The 17,465-nt window shown below is 53.3% G+C and carries 15 protein-coding genes; 13 read left to right on the forward strand and 2 right to left on the reverse strand.

The window, feature by feature from the left end; genetic code table 11:
• Positions 1-119 precede the first annotated feature (119 nt).
• Positions 120-2,477 carry an ABC transporter permease gene (locus tag FH603_RS05565; RefSeq protein ID WP_186736472.1) on the forward strand — a complete coding sequence of 786 codons (2,358 nt, stop codon included), beginning with the start codon at positions 120-122 and terminating at the stop codon, positions 2,475-2,477.
• A 58-nt stretch (positions 2,478-2,535) separates the two neighbouring features.
• On the opposite strand, the gene FH603_RS05570 is transcribed toward FH603_RS05565, so the two are convergent.
• The gene (locus tag FH603_RS05570) at positions 2,536-2,931 is read right to left on the reverse strand and encodes a VOC family protein (protein WP_186736473.1); all 396 of its coding nucleotides are present in this window, start codon (positions 2,929-2,931) and stop codon (positions 2,536-2,538) included.
• A gap of 288 nt (positions 2,932-3,219) precedes the next feature.
• Here FH603_RS05570 and FH603_RS05575 point away from each other — a divergent pair, with 288 nt between their 5' ends.
• The 7 genes from FH603_RS05575 to FH603_RS05605 all read left to right on the forward strand — a co-directional run bounded on the left by FH603_RS05575 (position 3,220) and on the right by FH603_RS05605 (position 11,337).
• On the forward strand, positions 3,220-3,558 hold the full coding sequence (locus FH603_RS05575; RefSeq protein WP_186736474.1) for a PadR family transcriptional regulator: 339 nt from the start codon (positions 3,220-3,222) through the stop codon (positions 3,556-3,558).
• Positions 3,555-6,188 (forward strand): ABC transporter permease, encoded by a 2,634-nt coding sequence (locus tag FH603_RS05580; RefSeq protein ID WP_186736475.1) that lies wholly within the window; start codon positions 3,555-3,557, stop codon positions 6,186-6,188. The genes FH603_RS05575 and FH603_RS05580 overlap by 4 nt, the downstream gene beginning before the upstream one ends.
• Before the next feature lie 63 nt (positions 6,189-6,251).
• Entirely contained in the window at positions 6,252-7,517 is a 1,266-nt protein-coding gene (locus FH603_RS05585; RefSeq protein ID WP_186736476.1) for an exo-beta-N-acetylmuramidase NamZ family protein, read from the forward strand.
• Positions 7,518-7,640: 123 nt separating this feature from the next.
• Positions 7,641-8,822 (forward strand): ATP-binding protein, encoded by a 1,182-nt coding sequence (locus FH603_RS05590; protein WP_186736477.1) that lies wholly within the window; start codon positions 7,641-7,643, stop codon positions 8,820-8,822.
• A 100-nt stretch (positions 8,823-8,922) separates the two neighbouring features.
• Positions 8,923-10,068, forward strand: coding sequence for a tRNA 2-thiouridine(34) synthase MnmA (mnmA, locus tag FH603_RS05595; protein WP_186736478.1), 1,146 nt, complete (start codon positions 8,923-8,925; stop codon positions 10,066-10,068).
• Between the two features lie 227 nt (positions 10,069-10,295).
• Entirely contained in the window at positions 10,296-10,982 is a 687-nt protein-coding gene (locus FH603_RS05600) for a 3-keto-disaccharide hydrolase (RefSeq protein ID WP_186736479.1), read from the forward strand.
• Positions 10,983-11,082: 100 nt separating this feature from the next.
• A complete protein-coding gene (locus FH603_RS05605; RefSeq protein ID WP_186736480.1) occupies positions 11,083-11,337 on the forward strand; it encodes a hypothetical protein in 255 nt (84 codons plus the stop codon).
• Here FH603_RS05605 and FH603_RS05610 read toward each other — a convergent pair.
• Positions 11,319-11,855, reverse strand: a complete 537-nt coding sequence (locus FH603_RS05610) for a GAF domain-containing protein (RefSeq protein ID WP_186736481.1) — start codon at positions 11,853-11,855, stop codon at positions 11,319-11,321. The two genes, FH603_RS05605 and FH603_RS05610, sit on opposite strands and share 19 nt — an antisense overlap.
• Before the next feature lie 119 nt (positions 11,856-11,974).
• Between FH603_RS05610 and FH603_RS05615 the strand changes: the two genes are divergently transcribed.
• The 5 genes from FH603_RS05615 to FH603_RS05635 all read left to right on the forward strand — a co-directional run bounded on the left by FH603_RS05615 (position 11,975) and on the right by FH603_RS05635 (position 17,304).
• Entirely contained in the window at positions 11,975-12,649 is a 675-nt protein-coding gene (locus tag FH603_RS05615) for an HAD family hydrolase (protein ID WP_186736482.1), read from the forward strand.
• A gap of 81 nt (positions 12,650-12,730) precedes the next feature.
• Positions 12,731-13,792 carry an agmatine deiminase family protein gene (locus tag FH603_RS05620; protein ID WP_317171235.1) on the forward strand — a complete coding sequence of 354 codons (1,062 nt, stop codon included), beginning with the start codon at positions 12,731-12,733 and terminating at the stop codon, positions 13,790-13,792.
• A 3-nt stretch (positions 13,793-13,795) separates the two neighbouring features.
• Entirely contained in the window at positions 13,796-14,143 is a 348-nt protein-coding gene (locus tag FH603_RS05625; protein ID WP_186736484.1) for an avidin-fold protein, read from the forward strand.
• Between the two features lie 3 nt (positions 14,144-14,146).
• Positions 14,147-14,821 (forward strand): hypothetical protein, encoded by a 675-nt coding sequence (locus tag FH603_RS05630; RefSeq protein ID WP_186736485.1) that lies wholly within the window; start codon positions 14,147-14,149, stop codon positions 14,819-14,821.
• A gap of 89 nt (positions 14,822-14,910) precedes the next feature.
• Positions 14,911-17,304, forward strand: coding sequence for a peptidylprolyl isomerase (locus FH603_RS05635; protein WP_186736486.1), 2,394 nt, complete (start codon positions 14,911-14,913; stop codon positions 17,302-17,304).
• Positions 17,305-17,465 lie beyond the last annotated feature (161 nt).

Consider the following 17,465-nt stretch of genomic DNA (forward strand, 5'->3'; position numbering starts at 1 on the left):
TGCCCTCTCGAACCCGGTGAAGAGTTTGCGGAATGAGTAGTACCTCACTTAACAAACTTTAACAGCCTGTCTGTTAGCGTTATCCGTACCTTGATCACCCAATCAAGTACGGCTGTTTTATGTTTCAGAATTACGTCAAAGTTGCATGGCGCACGTTAACTAAAAATCGGCTTTACACCGGCATTAACATTACGGGTTTGTCCGTCAGTATGGCCGCTTGCTGGCTGATTACGCTGTACGTCTGGAACGAATTGACCTTCGATCGGTTCCACGAACGCGCCGATTCGATCTACCGCGTGATTACCCGTTTTAAAATGACCGGCTCTGACGATGGTCTGGCCGTATCGAGTACGGACCTTGGCCCCCGACTTCAGCAGACGTATCCTGAGGTTCTAAAAACCGTCCGGTTCAAGGCCGTTTCGGTGGCGACCATACGAAACAACAATGTCCTGACCAACGAAGGTGATGTGTATCAGGTCGATAAAAGCGTTTTTGATGTCTTCTCGTACCGTCTGCTTTTCGGCAGCAAAACTGCGCTGGATAAGCCGAATAGCGCGGTACTAACTCAACAGATGGCAGAGAAATACTTTGGAGCAGTCGACCCGACGGGAAGAATTTTGCACCTGAATGGGCACCCCTACATGGTAACCAGCGTATTGCGAAACCTGCCGGCCAACACAGACTTACGATTCAATATCCTGCTCTCCTGGCAAGATGGACCAGCCACCGCCGAAGACGTATTTGACACCTCCTGTTTTACGTACGTGCTGTTGAACGATCAAACACGGGCCGGTGGCTTTCGCCGGAAGCTGGCCCAATTTGACAAGGCACAGGTAGCCCCGCGCATTAAGGCATTAGGATACGATATTAAACTTGAGCATCAGCTACAGCCGCTATCTGAACTACACTTCGTTGAGGGACTGTTTGACGATACGCCCAAAGGCAGCCGACTATATCTGGCTATTTTCTCCATAGTAGCCGTGTTTATTCTGCTGGTAGCCTGTATCAACTACATGAATCTGTACGTGGTTCAGGCCATTAAGCGCCGGAAAGAAGTAGGCATCCGAAAAGTTATGGGTGCTGGTAAACGACAGTTGCTCGGACAGTTTTTGGGCGAAGCATTTCTGATAATGCTCATGAGCACGGTGCTGTCACTGGGGATAATCATTGGTGTTCGGCCCCTGTTCGAACAGCTTACCGCTATTCCAATAACAATGCCTACCTGGTCATTGGTGGCTGGTGGCCTGAGTGTACTTGGTGTAGTGGGTCTACTAACTGGCCTGTATCCGGCCCTCTTTCTATCGTCGGCGCAGCCGGTGGTCGTTCTGAAGGGGCAATCGGCAGGAGTCGGTCGCCAGTGGACCCGTAAGTCGCTGGTCATCCTGCAATTTACAATTTCGGTCATTTTGATCGTCAGTACCTTGATTGTACGGCAGCAGACGGGCTATTTACGGAGCAAAGATCCGGGTTTTACAAAGGATCAGGTGCTGGTGGTGAACGTACCACCCGAAGAAGCGATACGCAAAAAAATGCAGGTTCTGAAAACAACATTGGCACAAAACAGCCGGATCGACGCCGTATCGCTGGGACTAAATCCGATCACCAATGAAGCGAAGGCGAGCGTTGTCCGGGAAGTTGGCGGTCAGAAAACAGAGCAGATGGTCTTTTCCGCGCACGTCGACGAGGCTTACCTGGACCTACTGCATATCAAATTAAAGACCGGGCGGAACTTTAATCCTGCCCTTATCAGCGATCAGAAACGCGCAATTCTTGTCAATGAAAGCTTCGTTAAGTGGATGGGTTGGCGGATGAATCAGGCCGTTGGTCAGACCATCAGGCCATCAGCAAACGACTCGCTTACCATACAGGTAATCGGTGTGGTACATGACTATCATTTTGCTTCGCTCCATAACCGGATCGAGCCAATGATGCTGTACTACGGAACGAATAACCCGCTCCATGTTTTGATTCGGCTCAAGCCTTCCAACGTGGAGCTTGTTCGGTCGGTCTGGGAATCGCTTATACCAGAATATCCTTTTGAAGGTACCTTTCTGGATACAAGCTTCGACAAGCAATACCAACTAGAGGCAAAAGCAGAGACTTTGCTCAGCTGGTTTTCTGCTTTAATTATTCTTATATCCTGCCTGGGACTGTTCGGTCTGGTTTCATTCACGGCCGAGCAGCGCATTAAAGAAATTGGCATCCGAAAAGTACTGGGGGCCACAGTGGGGCAACTCGTAGCCCTGCTTGCCCGAGACTTCATGAAGCTGGTGATTATCGGGATTGTCATTGCCAGCCCAATCGCCTGGTATGCTATGCATCAATGGCTCCAACGCTTTGCCTATAGGATTGACATTGGCTGGTGGACGTTCCTTTTGGCTGGCCTGCTGGCCATTGGAATTGCCCTAATAACCATTAGTTTTCAGGCCATTAAAGCCGCTCTGGCGAATCCGGTGAAGAGCTTGCGGACTGAGTAGTACCGGGCTTGTACTACCAACCGGGACGGTTCGACGCATCGCCGGTTGTCAGTACGGGTCAATTCTGCCGTTCGCCGAAGCTGTAGCACAGCCCATCCGGAGCGACAACGAACAGGACCTTCCACGTTACGTCGCCGTATTTTTGCTGTTGAAAGTCGGGGCTTACCTTGTCGAAGCCCGCTGCGTTTACTTCTGCGAGCATCTTTTCGACATCATCGACTTCGAAGAAGCATCCGTCCTGTTCTGGGTCGCCCCCGTTTTCGGCCAGACCAATCTGGATGCCGTCGCGTTCAAGTACCGCCGACTGATGGGGTGTCTCGCTACGTAAAATCACTCGAAATCCCAGCATCGTTTCGTAAAAAGGCACCGCCGTTTCCAGATCGGCAACGGGTAAGTTCATTCGGTCCTGCTGGTAGGGCCAGGCATTTTTTAAGGTGGATTTGGATGACGACATGTGTCGGGGTGGTTAGATTTTTCTCTCCATCGCAAGATTACAACTTCCAAAACGTAACCTTCTTACGCTCTCACCGAATTTAGTGTGCGTTGACATACGTTCACGATTAGCGCATCGCCCCATCGGAGCCAAACAGTGCAGCGTCAGTAGCCTGTTTCCCAACATCGGACAATATCTGTACGATTTCGGACATTCATTTCAGCAGAAAAAGCCGTTCAGGAGCCCCAAGGGGCTATTTTGATGATTGGCCCTGTATTTGTTCTACAAAAGTTGATTATAGCTCAACGCATGAAACGGACATACTTGGGGGAGTTTGAAGAAGTGGTCCTGCTAACGGTAGCAGTACTGGGCGAAGGTGCTTATGGCGTCGCGATTACCGATGAACTGGACCGGCAAACCGGCCGCGCGGTGAGTATCAGCGCGGTTCATGCAGCCCTGCACCGGCTACAGGAGAAAGGTATGCTTAGCTCCTACCTGGGCGACGCTACCGCCGAGCGGGGTGGTCGGCGCAAACGCCTGTTCACCGTAACCGTTCTGGGAAGTCGGACACTACGCGAGATCCGGGCCGTTCGCGACCAGCTCTGGGATTCCATTGCCCCGCAGACCTTACCCGCTGTCAGTATATGAACGCTCAACCAACGCCACCCCACGGGGCCAACCGACTGCTGGAATGGTTCTGTGCCCCGCATTTGCTGGAAGAAGTGCAGGGCGATTTGCACGAGCGATTTATCCGCAACGTAACCCTGCTGGGAGCCACCCGGGCCCGGCAGCAGTACGGTCGGGAGGTACTGAGCTTCCTGCGCCCGTTCGCTTTGAAACGACAACCACGTGAATATCCCTCTTTTTCCTTACTGAGCCCTGCCATGTTACAGAACTACATCAAGATCGCCCTCCGAAACCTGGCCCGCAACAAGGCGTACTCGGCCATTAATATTATTGGCTTGAGCATTGGTTTGGCCGCTGCCATGCTGATCATGCTCTACACCAAAGACGAAGTCAGCTATGACCGTTTCCACAAAAACAACCCCGCTATCTACCGGATCACCAGCCAGGCATTGACACCGGCAGGGAACACCAGCCGTATGGAACCTTATACCGGGTATTTGCCGGGGCCTAAATTTCACGCTGGGGTTCCGGAAATAAAAGCGTTTGTCCGGTATCAGGAGGACCGGAAAGATATGAAACAGGGGAATGAAGTCAGGAGCCAGACCGTCTATTCGGCTGACGCCAGTTTCTTTTCGGTATTTACGTTCCCGTTGCTGGGCGGCAATCCGAAAACAGCCCTGCAAAACCCACGATCAGTGGTGATCTCGGAGAAAATGGCCGAGACCCATTTCGGTACGACCGACGCCGTAGGCAAGACCTTATTTTTCAAGAATGATGACAACTTCCAGCCCTATGTTGTAACGGCTGTGGCAAAAAACTGTCCGCAAAACTCGTCCATCAAGTTCGATGTGCTCATGCCGATGATCGTCAGTCAGGACGAGATGGCGAACAGCGAAAACTGGTTCAGCGTCTTCATGAACACGTTTATCGTGCTGAGTCCGGGAGCTAACCTCAATGCAGTACAGTCAAAAATGAACCAGGTATACGTTGCCGATGCCAGCGAGAGCATTGTAGAGATGGCTAAAAAATACGGCATCACCGAAAAGACCCAATACGCGCTTCAGTCCTTGACCGATATGCACCTGAGCAAGGAATTACCCGCCAGCAACGGGCTCGTAGACGAGAGCAATCCCACCTTTTCGTATATTTTATCCGGTATTGCCCTGTTCATTTTGCTGATTGCCTGTATCAACTTCGTGAATCTGACGGTGGCGCGTTCGCTGAAACGGGCCAAGGAAATTGGCGTCCGGAAAGTAGTGGGCGGGGCCCGAAGCCATCTTATTATCCAGTTTCTGGGCGAGTCGTTCTTGCTGTGCTTTGTCGCTTTTGTGTTTGCCCTCGCGCTGGTCGGACTGGCCTTGCCAACATTCAACCAACTGGCTAACAAAGCCCTGTCCCTCGCCTACCTGTTCGATACGCGGCTGGTGCTGGCTTACATGGCGCTTTTTATAGCCACCAGCTTACTGGCGGGCTTTTACCCGGCGCTGGTTCTGTCGGGCTACAGTCCGGTGGCAACGCTGTATAGCCGTTTCAATCTATCCGGGAAGAGCTACCTGCAAAAGTCACTGGTTGTGCTGCAGTTTTCGCTGGCTTCGTTCCTGATCATTGCCTCACTGACCATCTATTCGCAGTTCAATTTCCTGACCAGCAAAGACCTGGGCTATGAGGACAAAAACGTAGTCATTATCGACAAGTCAAACCTCAAACGGAGTGAAGCCAAACTCTTCAAAGAAGAGCTGCTGAAGAATCCGAACATTGTGGATGTAGCGCCAAAAAATGGTGGGCGTTGGGGAACGGTGGCTAAAGTGAACGGCGAAACTCAGCTGAATTTTGAGTACGAAACAATCAATGATAATTACCTGCCTCTTTTCAAAATACCCATTTTGACCGGGCGAAATTTTTCAACAGATTTCCCCTCAGACTCGTCGCAGTCGGTGCTGGTCAACGAAACGTTCGTTAACGTAGCAGGCTGGAAAAAACCTATTGGTCAGGTCGTTGACTTCTGGTTCAGGAATGAGAAATATACCGTCATTGGTGTGGTGAAAGATTACCACTACGAGTCGCTGAACCAGACCATAAAGCCGCAATTGTTTACCATGAACCCCAGAAACAGCTATGGGCGGGCGTTTATCAAACTAAAGCCCAACACCGAAACGGCCAGCCTTCACTACATCGAGAACGTGTTCAAAAAGTTATTTCCCCTCCACCCCTATTCATACCAGTTTCTGGACCAGGAAAACATCAAACGGTACGAATCGGAAGCCAAATGGAAGCAAATGATGCTCTTTGGGGCCATCCTCACCATCTTCATCTCCTGCATCGGCCTCTTCGGACTGGCGACCCTGTCGGCCGAGCGACGTACCAAAGAAATCGGAATTCGGAAGGTATTGGGCGCATCGGTGTCGGGCATTGTTCAACTGCTCTCAACCGATTTCCTGCGGCTCGTTTCCCTATCGTTCGTGTTTGCCTTCCCTGCCGCCTGGTATGCCATGGGGGAGTGGCTCAAAAACTACCCTTACCGCATCGACATCAGCGTCTGGATGTTTGCCCTGACCGCCTGTATCGCCATCTCCATCGCGTTCCTGACCGTGGGCTGGCAGTCGCTGCGGGCTGCAATGACCAATCCGGTAACGAGTTTAAAATCGGAGTAACGGGGCTTGTCTTCAAGTCCGTTTATGGGCAACTTGCCACCCTATTGACTTCGTGCGCTCTTTATGAAACTTGGCTCCCTTGCTCTGGTACCGCTGTTAATCGGCGTTTTATGTTCGGCCAATCGGTTCGATCCGGCTCTAGTCTCCTTCCGTGCCGGTGCCGACGCGGCTCTGCCAACCGGTGAGAAACCGAAGCCAGCGCTTATGACGGGTGCCGACCAGATCACGGCTTACCTGCCTTACCTCAAGGGAAAACGTATCGGCATGGTCGTTAACCAGACATCGATTATTGGCAGCAAACCCAGCGTCGATAGTCTGGTAAGCCTGGGCGTCAACATCGTCACTGTTTTCGGACCGGAACACGGGTTTCGGGGCAACGCCAGCAACGGCGCAAAAGTAGATGATGCTGTCGATGCCAAAACCGGTATTCCGGTGGTTTCGCTGTACGGCAAAAACAGAAAGCCATCCAAAGAGCAACTGGCCAACATCGACCTGTTGATCTTCGACATTCAGGACGTAGGTTGCCGATTTTACACCTACATCAACACGCTCAACCACGTGATGGAAGCCTGCGCCGAAAACAATAAAGAGCTGATGATTCTGGACCGGCCCAACCCGAACGGTTTTATCGTTGATGGGCCGATTCTGGAAGATCATCTGTATTCGGGCATCGGGATGCACCGCATCCCCATAACCCACGGCTGCACGATTGCCGAATTTGCCCGGATGATCAACGGCGAAGGCTGGGGTGGCGTCGCTAAAACGAAACCGTGCAAACTCCGTATCATCAAAATGGCTAATTACACCCACGATACGCCGTATACGTTGCCTGTGCTGCCTTCGCCCAACCTGAACACCCAGCAGTCCATAATGCTATATCCGAGCATCTGTCTGTTTGAAGGAACCATCGTTAGTCAGGGCCGTGGTACCCACATGCCTTTCACCGTTTTGGGTGCCCCCGCCCTGAAGGGAAAGTATCCGTTCTCGTTCAAACCCGTCAGCCTCAAAGGCATGAGCGAAACGCCCCTCCACCAGGACACCGATTGCTACGGGCTGGACCTGCGAAACTACGATACCAGCCTCTTTCGCAAAACCCGGCAGCTCAACCTGAAATGGATGATGGATCTTTACAACGCCTACCCCGACAAAGCCCGCTTCTTCGACATGAGCTACAGCAGGCAAATGAACAATTTCGATAAGTTGGCCGGTACCGAAAATCTGAAACAGCAAATCATAGCGGGCAAGTCCGAAAAAGAAATTCGCCAAAGCTGGGAGCCGGGTTTGACGGCTTATAAGCAGATGCGCAAGAAGTATTTGATTTATAAATAGTATAGTACTGCCCATACCGGTTAGGTAGCCATCTCGCTAAACTAATATCCATTTTATCCGTAAAACATACTTTATATCAATTTTTACCTTGTAAATAGAACACATTGTGTTAGATTTACAAGGATGATCACTAGAACTGCTCAGAACGAAATAACTCAGTTGCTGGATGAATTTCCGGCTGTTGGTATTTTGGGGCCTCGCCAGGTTGGAAAAACAACACTGTCCGAAACCATTGCAACCGCCTTTAGCCCAGACCCGATTTATCTGGATTTAGAGAGCCCGGGGGATCAGGCCAAATTAAGCGATCCTGAAGCGTACTTTGAACTCAACAAGGGAAAGCTCATCATTCTTGACGAAATCCAGCGCGTCCCCGAACTGTTTTCCATTCTGCGCGGAGTGATCGACCGTCGACGTCGGCAGGGGTTCCGAACAGGTCAGTTCCTGATTTTGGGCTCCGCGTCACTGGATTTACTAAAGCAGGCTTCAGAATCGCTGGCAGGTCGTATCGCCTACAAAGAACTGCCGGGTCTCACCGTTCCTGAACTGCCCATTCAGACCTTAACAGAACAGGACAAGCTCTGGCTCAGAGGTGGATTCCCGGATAGTTTTCTGGCCCAAAATGACACAGCCAGCCTACGCTGGCGATTAAACTTCATCGCTACCTATCTGGAACGGGACGTCCCCCAATTTGGCCCGCGCATACCTGCTATGACCTTACGTCGACTCTGGACAATGCTGGCCCACAGTCAGGGAGGGCAGCTAAACGTCGCTCAGTTGGGCGGCAACCTCGATATAGCCGGGCCAACCGCTAAGCGATACATTGAGTTACTGGAAGATTTACTGCTTATCCGCACGATTCGTCCGTGGTCGGGTAATGTGGGCAAACGGCTGGTAAAATCGCCTAAAGTCTATATCCGGGATAGCGGCCTGACGCACGCCCTCCTGAATATCAGTTCGTTGGATGATTTGTTAGGGCATCCGGTTGTTGGAGCCAGTTGGGAAGGATTTGTTATGGAAAATCTATTGGCCTGTTTGCCGGTTGGTATGACACCCTGGTTCTACCGGACGGCTGCCGGGGCAGAAATTGATCTGGTACTTGAACAGGGAATAAATCAACGGTACGCCATCGAAATCAAACGGTCGTTAGCCCCGTCGCTGTCAAAAGGCTTTTATCTGGGTTGCGAAGATATTGGTGCCACCAAACGGTTTCTGGTCTATCCCGGCACGGAGCGTTATCCTATTTCCAACGGGGTAACTGCCATACCGCTTATTGACATGATGAAGGAATTGAGCGCCCGAAACTAAGAGCCCTTCATTTTGTGTTCGTACCTTTGTGCGTCGCTTCCAACCACGAGCGGCACAGGCAAAAAACACTAAAATCGCGGGGCTTTGAACCCCGGCAGATATGAGCAAACACGGACGAATTCTGGTCGCCATGAGTGGCGGCATTGACTCTTCGCTGGCAGCGGTCATGCTCCACGAAGAAGGCTATGAGGTCATCGGTATGACCATGAAAACCTGGGACTATGCCTCCTCCGGCGGTACCAAAAAAGAAACGGGCTGCTGCAGTCTCGACAGCATCAACGACGCCCGGAACATTGCCGTCAACCTAGGCTTTCCGCACTACATTCTCGATATCCGTGAAGAGTTCGGCGATGCCGTGATCAATCATTTTACGGGCGAATACCTCGAAGGCCGCACCCCCAACCCCTGCGTCATGTGCAACACCCACATCAAATGGGATGCGCTGCTGCGCCGGGCCGACCGGCTCGACTGCGAATCCATCGCGACGGGTCACTACGCCCACATCCGGGAGGAAAATGGCCGGCATATTATTTCCAAAGGCGTCGATACGCTGAAAGACCAGTCGTATGTGCTGTGGGGCGTGTCGCAGGAGAGCCTGAGCCGGACAAAATTGCCGTTGGGCCACCTTCGTAAAGCCCAGATTCGGGATATGGCTACCGACCGGGGTTTTATGGAACTCGTTACAAAATCGGAATCCTACGAGATCTGCTTCGTACCCGACAATGATTATCGGGGTTTCCTGAAACGGCGCGTTCCGGGTTTACAGGCTGAAGTGGCAGGCGGTAACTTCGTGATGGAAGGCACCGGCAAAGTCATGGGCAAACATGAGGGCTACCCATTCTATACCATTGGCCAGCGGAAAGGGCTGGGCATGGCGTTCGGTCAGCCTATGTTCGTGACCGAAATTCGTAAAGACACGAACGAAGTGGTGCTGGGCGTCGACAAAGACCTGTTCCGTGACGGGATGATCGTGAGTAAACTGAATCTGCAAAAATATTCCAGCATCGTGGGTCCCATGGAAACGGTCACGAAAGTGCGGTATAAAGACGCGGGCACACCGGCTACAATTTCGGAGAAAGACGGCATAATAGAGGTCTTATTCCACGAAGGCGTATCAGCCATTGCGCCCGGACAGGCCGCCGTATTCTACGAAGGCGACGACGTAATTGGTGGTGGCTGGATCATGAAAAGCTTCCGTCAGGGCGATACTCACTGGGCACCCATCGCCGAAGCGGCTCTGGTTTAACCTGATTTTATACGTCAGAAACAGCTCGCCTGGAATTCCTGAGCGGGCTGTTTGTATCCTGGAGGGCCACGTCCGGGTTTAGGGGATCACTTCTTCATTCCCAGACGTGGCCGCTGGTGCGCCAGCCCGGCCAGGATACATACTCCACCAGGATACATGTATCAGTATGGAATCTTTTTTTCTACTTTGCCTGTATAAACAGGGCTCCATTTGTCACTAAAGTCAGCATGAGAAAAACCTTATATGTTGCGTTCGTTCTTTTGGGCTTATCCGCGTACACCCTGGCGCAGGGCGTTCCCAAAGGCCACCCCAATACCAATACAACAGGTTGGAAACCACTCTTCGAATCTGACCTGTCAGACGCCGGATTTCCTAAAGGGATATGGACAATGTCGGAAGGTGTGCTGACCGCCAGCGCCGACAAAACTATCTGGACGGCTCAGCCTTATGAAGACTTTGTGCTGGATCTGCAATTCCAGACTGCTGACGGAACCAACAGTGGAGTCGTCGTTCATTGCAGCGACACCACCAACTGGATTCCCAACTCGGTCGAAATTCAGATCGCCGACGATTTTGCCCAGAAATGGGCTGAGTCGCCTAAAAACTGGCAGTGTGGTGCGCTGTTCGGTCATCAGGCACCAACAAAAAGCCTCGTTAAAAAGCCCGGCGAATGGAATCGCTACACCGTGACCTGCCAGGGCAAGATGATCTATATCGTTCTCAACAATCAGTTGATCAATACCATTGATCTTGCTCAATTCACATCGGCGAAGAAGAATCCCGATGGGTCCGATGTGCCGGAATGGCTCAACAAACCCGCTGCCGAACTACCGTTGCGCGGGTTTATCGGCTTACAGGGCAAACATGCCGGAGCGCCGATTTACTTCCGAAACATGAAGATCAAGCCGTTGTAAAGCCGCACGTACCGCTGACTTCAGTCCGCATGAGTAAAATGCGGACTGAAGTCAGCGGTACGGGGCGAACCCAACGGTGCGACTCTGTTGTTCTTGCCGTATGTCAGATGATCTGCAAACCCGCCACAGTCACGCCCTACCCGAGCTTCGTTTTTCGCTCAACCTGCTGTATGTCGGGCGTTTTTTGCTGGGTATGAACCAAACGCCTTCGGTAGACCTGGACGCGTTTGATGAACGGATTGAAGATGTAACAGACGAACTCGTTGCCACCGAATTGTTGCACGAAGCGGCTATGCTGGCGGGCGATGTGCTAGCAGCCGACACCCCGCCATCCCCTCAGGCGGACCTCACATAGGCGGCTATTATGGGTTGGATACGGGGCAGAATGGCTTCGATCGCGGCCTTTTCTGTATCCGTCCAGTGGCGGGGGTGGCCAAACAGGCATGGCTGTAGAATTCCCCACAGTTGATTGTCCTGCTGAACATGCGCATGGATCAGCGCCCGGTGCCCAAATGTTTCTTCTTCGAACTTTCGATTCAGCACATCAGGCGAAGCCGTTTCAACATCGTCTACATAAACCGACGGTTTCATGTTCAGACCGGCCCGGATGAGCGGATCTTCTGCGGGCAGATCTGTAGTGTCGGGCTGCCAGTCGGGCTGGATGGTGTTTCGATCAGGAACCCGGTCATTTTTTCGCCAGCAAAAAGCAGTTCGCCCTCGTGCCTGCTCAGGCTGCCGTACGTACAAAAAACAGCGATCGGCAGTGAGCGCCTGCCCAACATAGTGTACAACCTCCGTCAGCGTATCCGACGGAGAACGATCTTCAGCGATCAGGGCGTCGATGGCTGTTGATAAGGAATCGATAGTAATCATGTTTGCTTAACTCGCTGGCTCGGGTGGGGGTTTTCCCATTTTCTCACATAGATTATCCTGTTTGAACCGATCGTTAGCGGCAAACACCTTTCTTTGTTCTCCAATACAACCGCTCCCGTATGCCTGCACGTCCGTTTGCCGCCCTCTTCGATATGGACGGCGTTTTAGTCGATAACACTGACTTCCACATTAACGCCTGGCTTCAATTTGCTCACCGTCACGGCTTTCCACTCACGAAAGACCAGTACGTTGCCAATATCAACGGTCGCGTGTCGGCCGACGCCATGGCCTATGTTTTTCAACGGCCCATTGTCGGCGACGAACTAGCTACACTTACCGAAGATAAAGAAGGCATTTACCGGGAACTGTATGGCCCCCACCTCCAGCCCGCCCCTGGTCTGCTTCCGTTTTTAGATGCCCTCAAAGTGGCCAATGTCAAGCTGGCGGTAGGAACATCGGCCCCGGTGAGCAATGTGCACTTTACCCTCGATGGCTTACCCCTGCGGCCCTACTTCGATACGATCGTTGATGCCAGCATGATTCAGCACGGCAAGCCTAACCCCGAAATTTACCTCACCGCGGCAGAACATGTTGGTGTAGATCCGGCCTATTGTGTTGTGTTCGAGGATGCCTTTGCCGGTATCGAAGCAGGGTTGCGGGCAGGCATGAACGTGATTGCACTGGCCACCACCCACACCCGGGCTGAACTGGCCGATTCGGGCGCAGCACTGATCGTCGATGACTTTACCAGCTTAACGGTCGACGCGGTACGGGCACTGACAACCGGGGGGTAATGACGGAAGCGGTTTCCAATGAGCCGCCCGTTTTTTGTAGCTTTGTGGGATAAACGTACGTCAACACCAACGTCCCGACCCGTGAACGCGTCTTCAGAAACGATCCTTACGCCCGCTAAACAGGGCTTTTTCTTCCCTCCCGAATGGCATCCGCATGTAGCTACCTGGCTTAGCTGGCCCCATACAGAGGCCTCGTGGACCCGGGAGCGGCAGGAACTGATGTTTCCAGCCTACATCGACTTTATCAAAGCCATTGCCCAAAGCGAGCAGGTCTGTATCAATGCGCATAACGAAACGGTAATGCAGGCGGCCCGGCTGCGGCTGATGCAGGCCGACGCCGATATGAGCCGGATCACGCTGCTCCCCCACCCAACCAACGATTCATGGTGCCGCGACCACGGCCCTGCCTTTCTCATCAACCCTGAGAAAAAGGAGCGCATGATCGTCAACTGGGGCTACAATGCCTGGGGGAACAAATACCCGCCCTTTAACCACGACGATCTCATTCCCATTCAAATCGCCAATTACCGCAAGCTCGACTACGTTACGCCAAACATCATTATGGAAGGTGGATCGGTAGAGTTCAACGGGGCCGGAACCGTACTCACGAGCCGGGCCTGTCTGCTCAACCAGAACCGGAACAGCCACCTCACCCAGGCCGATATCGAGCGGTATCTGTGCGACTATTACGGCGTCAAACAGGTCTTGTGGGTCGAAGAAGGGATCGTTGGAGACGACACCGACGGTCATATCGACGATACGGTCCGTTTCGTGAATGAGGATACCGTCCTTGCCGCCTATGAAGCCAATCCCAACGACGCCAACTACCCATTCCTGCAGGAGATTCACCACGAGCTACGGACGATGCGGTTGTTGAACGGCAAGCAGCTTACCGTTGTCGAGTTACCCATGCCCGACCCGGTCACAAGTGACGGACTTCGCCTGCCCGCATCGTATGCCAATTTCCTGATCACCAACGGTGCCGTCATCGTTCCTACCTTCCGCTGCGACAAGGACCAACCTGCGCTGGACATCATCGGGCAGTGCTTCCCCAACCGCAAAATCATTGGCATCGACTCTACGGATATCGTGTGGGGGTTGGGCAGTTTCCACTGCCTGAGCCAGCAGGAACCAAGCATCTGACCTATGTACGATAACAAACTATTTCGGTCGGTAGCCAATACCGACAATGGCGACGTGAGTGGCGAGACCCTGTTCACCTACCATCAGCAAGGGTCGCTCGTCTGGGCCGAGTATGCGGGTGGGTCGGTCGTAAAAGGATTTCTGATCGCTACCGTGCAGGCTGACCATGGCCTGGATATGCGCTACCAGCACGTCAATCAACGGGGAGAGCTGATGACGGGGCGCTGCTACTCGGTACCCGAACACCTGCCCGACGGACGCCTTCGCCTGCACGAAACCTGGCAATGGACCAGTGGCGATCTATCATCGGGCAAGTCCATCATCGATGAAGTGTTAACCTCAATAGCCTGACGCATGCGACTCATTTTTATCGGCCTGATACTGGCGCAAACAGCCTGCTCCCGCCCTGTTACACACATGGCTGAGTTGACGCCCCGCTCGCTGAAGGCCATCAACCTGGAGGAGACCGTAAGTCGGCGTGATGAACTGATGATGGCCTACTCGATGACCAGCTACGATGACCAGCATAAAGCCGTTGGCGTTGTCAATGGCGGCTGGGGGGTTGAATCGGTACAGAAAGGGCAGTTCGCGAATGTCCGCACTGCCCAGCCCATCAACCTGCCCCTGCCCCGAAACGGCCGGATAGTTGCCTCGCTGGTGCTGATCGAAGTGGACGACTACAACCGGGCCAACTCGATGATGGAGCAGGTACGCCGGGTACATAACATTGTGGCCGGACCAGCCGCCTTGCTGCTAACGGCGACCGAAGTGCTGACGCCCCTGAAATACGTATCGGCCGGACTGGCGGCATCCGGTATTGGCCTGAAGCTGGTCGATCAGCTGGACGACGATGACCTGCTGGGACAAAGCAGCGTAGAAATCGACGAGGCCGATCTCCGACGTAAAAAGCAGCGGCTGGTGCGGGTTCCGGCTGTGTTTACGGGCCGAAATCTGCGCGACAATTTCGAGTACCGGCTGGAATACGACATCACCCTGAAAACGGTGAACATCGGAACCACCCGCCAATAAGCGCCCGCCTGAATCGTTGTGTAAACAACGAATGTTTTTACTGCCGAATCTGTTTTCCCATCAACCTAAAATCAGTTAATCCCGTCGCTATGCGCCAACTCACAGGCAGTCTATTGCTTGCTTACGTTCTGATAGCCTGCAAAACGACCGCGCCGGTGGTTCAGCAAACGCCCCCGCCACCCGTTATTCTGTCGCTGGGAAACAAAGCGTTTACCACCGACGATTTCTTTCAGTCGTTCACGAAAAACCAACTGTCGTCGGATTCGGCTCAACGGACCGATGTCAACCAGTACTTCGACCTGTATACTAACCTGAAGCTGAAGGTGGTAGCTGCCGAAGACGAAAAAAACGACACGACAGAAGCGTTTCGGGAGGAGATGAATACCTACCGCAAGCAACTGGCGCAGTCCTATCTGGTCGACAATGTGCTGGTCGAATCCCTGGCCGCTGAAGCCTACCAGCGGATGCAGCAGGAAGTCAATGCATCGCACATACTGGTGTCGGTTACCGACGATGCGGCCCCTGCCGATACACTAAAAGCGTACCTGACGGCGCTCTCCCTGCGCCGTCAGGTACAGAGTGCCGAGGATTTCGCCCGGCTGGCTCGTGAACATTCGCAGGACGCAACCACCGCGCAGACCGGGGGCAACCTGGGCTACTTCACCGCTTTTTCCGTTGTCTATCCGCTCGAAACGGCGGCCTACACCACACCCATTGGAACGGTATCGATGCCCGTTCGGACGCGTTTTGGCTATCATCTGGTCCGTGTCAATGACCGTCGGCCAAGCCGGGGAACGATCCGGGTAGCTCATATTCTGGGACGTATCAGTCCGGGTGCCGACGAGTCCGGGCAGACAGCGACCCGTCAACGGATCGAAGCGGCCTATGCGCGGCTGCAAAAAGGAGAATCATTCGAGACAGTCTGTCGGGACGTATCCGACGATGCTACATCCCGATCCAACGGCGGTTTACTGCCCGGTTTCGAAACCGGTCGGCAGGTACCCGCGTTTGAAGAGGCAGCTTTTGCCCTGACCAAACCCGGCGATTTTTCAACGCCAATCCAGACCAATTACGGCTGGCACATTATCAAGCTCATCGACCGTCGGCCTATCAAACCCTTTGTAGACCTGGCCCCGGCCCTGCGCCAGCGCGTAACGACCGACACCCGGGCCGATGTGCTCCGCCAGTCTACCGTGCAGCGATTAATGAAGGAATATGCCGTTCGGGAGAATAAGTCCGTCGTTGAAAGCGCCCTTCAGAAAGCCGACAGTACCTTACTGATGGGGCGGTGGCGGTTTACCACGCCCCTCGATCCGGGTCTGGACAGGAAATCGATCCTGACCATCGCCGATCAGTCGTATACCATCAACGAGTTTTTCGACTATGTACAGCAACGGCAGCAGCCACCCCGCAATCCGGCCATGACCGCTACCGCCAACCAGGAGAACACGAGCCCGGCCAACCTGGGATCACCCGCCGTAGCGATGCGTCGACTGCTCGACCGGTTTGTGGGCGACCGGTTGATCGCCACCGAAGAGCAGAATCTGGACAAAAAATCGCCGGAATTCCGGGCGTTGCTCAGCGAGATCCGCGACGGGGTTCTGTTGTCTCAAATGATGGAGCGGCATGTATGGGAGCGGTCGATGGCCGACTCTACGGGTCAGCAGCAGTTTTTCGACCAGCATAAAGCGAACTATAATTTTCCGCAGCGGGCGCTGGCTACAATCATAACGGCACCAACGGACGCCCTCCTCAAAACGACTACCGATATGATCAGTGGGAAACCACCGTATCAACTCAAACGGTCGGGCGCTAAGCTCACCTACACCCGCAATCAGACAAGCCTGACGGCACCCCAGCGTGACAACCTGTTCGAGACGGTGGCAGTGCTCATTCGCAACCCCGACTACCTGATCGAGGTGACAGGCTCCCACGATCCGGCCGAGAGCGATTCTGTGTCGGCAGGCCGCATCCGGTCGGTGGTGAATTACCTGCGCCAGAGCGGTGTCTCATTGAGCCGTATCTCTGAAAAAGACTATCAGGGTGCGAGACCCGGCGAATCTAAGCTGAGCAGCAAGGATCCCGCCACCCAGCGCACGGTAACCTTTCAATACTTTTCCAATGCTAAGACAGATGTGGCTAACGTGATCAACGCGCAGTGGCAGCAAACCGAGGGCAGCACTACCCCGACAAACACGTCGGCGGTAACGATTACAGAGGGTTTATTTGCCAAAGGGATGAATCCCTACCTCGACGCCATTACGACGTGGCAACCCGGCACTACGATCCAGCATCCGGACGGGAAAGCGGTATCGGTAACCATCACCCGGGTTGATTCACCCCGCCCCAAAACGTTTGCGGAAGCCCGTGGCTCGGTGATCAATGACTACCAGGCTTTTCTGGAAACGCAGTGGATGGCCCAGCTTCGGCAGAAATACCCGGTTAAGATCAACGAGGAAGAAAAAAGAAAGTTAGTTAAATGAGTTAGTCAGTTGGTGAGTCAGTGAGTTGATCAGTTGGTGAGTCGGTCAGTTAGTCAGTTCCCGCAACTCACCGACTCACCAACTGATCAACTCACCGACTGACCGACTGACCGACTCACCAACTGACTAACTCATTTAACTAACCAACTGCCTGACTGTTA

This window comes from Spirosoma utsteinense, from assembly GCF_014282275.1.
Lineage (GTDB): Bacteria > Bacteroidota > Bacteroidia > Cytophagales > Spirosomataceae > Spirosoma > Spirosoma utsteinense.

Coding starts and splice junctions, on each gene's coding strand:
- FH603_RS05565 (WP_186736472.1), top strand. CDS start 120: ATGTTTCAGAATTACGTCAAAGTTGCATGGCGCACGTTAACTAAAAAT.
- FH603_RS05570 (WP_186736473.1), bottom strand. CDS start 2,931: ATGTCGTCATCCAAATCCACCTTAAAAAATGCCTGGCCCTACCAGCAG.
- FH603_RS05575 (WP_186736474.1), top strand. CDS start 3,220: ATGAAACGGACATACTTGGGGGAGTTTGAAGAAGTGGTCCTGCTAACG.
- FH603_RS05580 (WP_186736475.1), top strand. CDS start 3,555: ATGAACGCTCAACCAACGCCACCCCACGGGGCCAACCGACTGCTGGAA.
- FH603_RS05585 (WP_186736476.1), top strand. CDS start 6,252: ATGAAACTTGGCTCCCTTGCTCTGGTACCGCTGTTAATCGGCGTTTTA.
- FH603_RS05590 (WP_186736477.1), top strand. CDS start 7,641: ATGATCACTAGAACTGCTCAGAACGAAATAACTCAGTTGCTGGATGAA.
- mnmA (WP_186736478.1), top strand. CDS start 8,923: ATGAGCAAACACGGACGAATTCTGGTCGCCATGAGTGGCGGCATTGAC.
- FH603_RS05600 (WP_186736479.1), top strand. CDS start 10,296: ATGAGAAAAACCTTATATGTTGCGTTCGTTCTTTTGGGCTTATCCGCG.
- FH603_RS05605 (WP_186736480.1), top strand. CDS start 11,083: ATGTCAGATGATCTGCAAACCCGCCACAGTCACGCCCTACCCGAGCTT.
- FH603_RS05610 (WP_186736481.1), bottom strand. CDS start 11,855: ATGATTACTATCGATTCCTTATCAACAGCCATCGACGCCCTGATCGCT.
- FH603_RS05615 (WP_186736482.1), top strand. CDS start 11,975: ATGCCTGCACGTCCGTTTGCCGCCCTCTTCGATATGGACGGCGTTTTA.
- FH603_RS05625 (WP_186736484.1), top strand. CDS start 13,796: ATGTACGATAACAAACTATTTCGGTCGGTAGCCAATACCGACAATGGC.
- FH603_RS05630 (WP_186736485.1), top strand. CDS start 14,147: ATGCGACTCATTTTTATCGGCCTGATACTGGCGCAAACAGCCTGCTCC.
- FH603_RS05635 (WP_186736486.1), top strand. CDS start 14,911: ATGCGCCAACTCACAGGCAGTCTATTGCTTGCTTACGTTCTGATAGCC.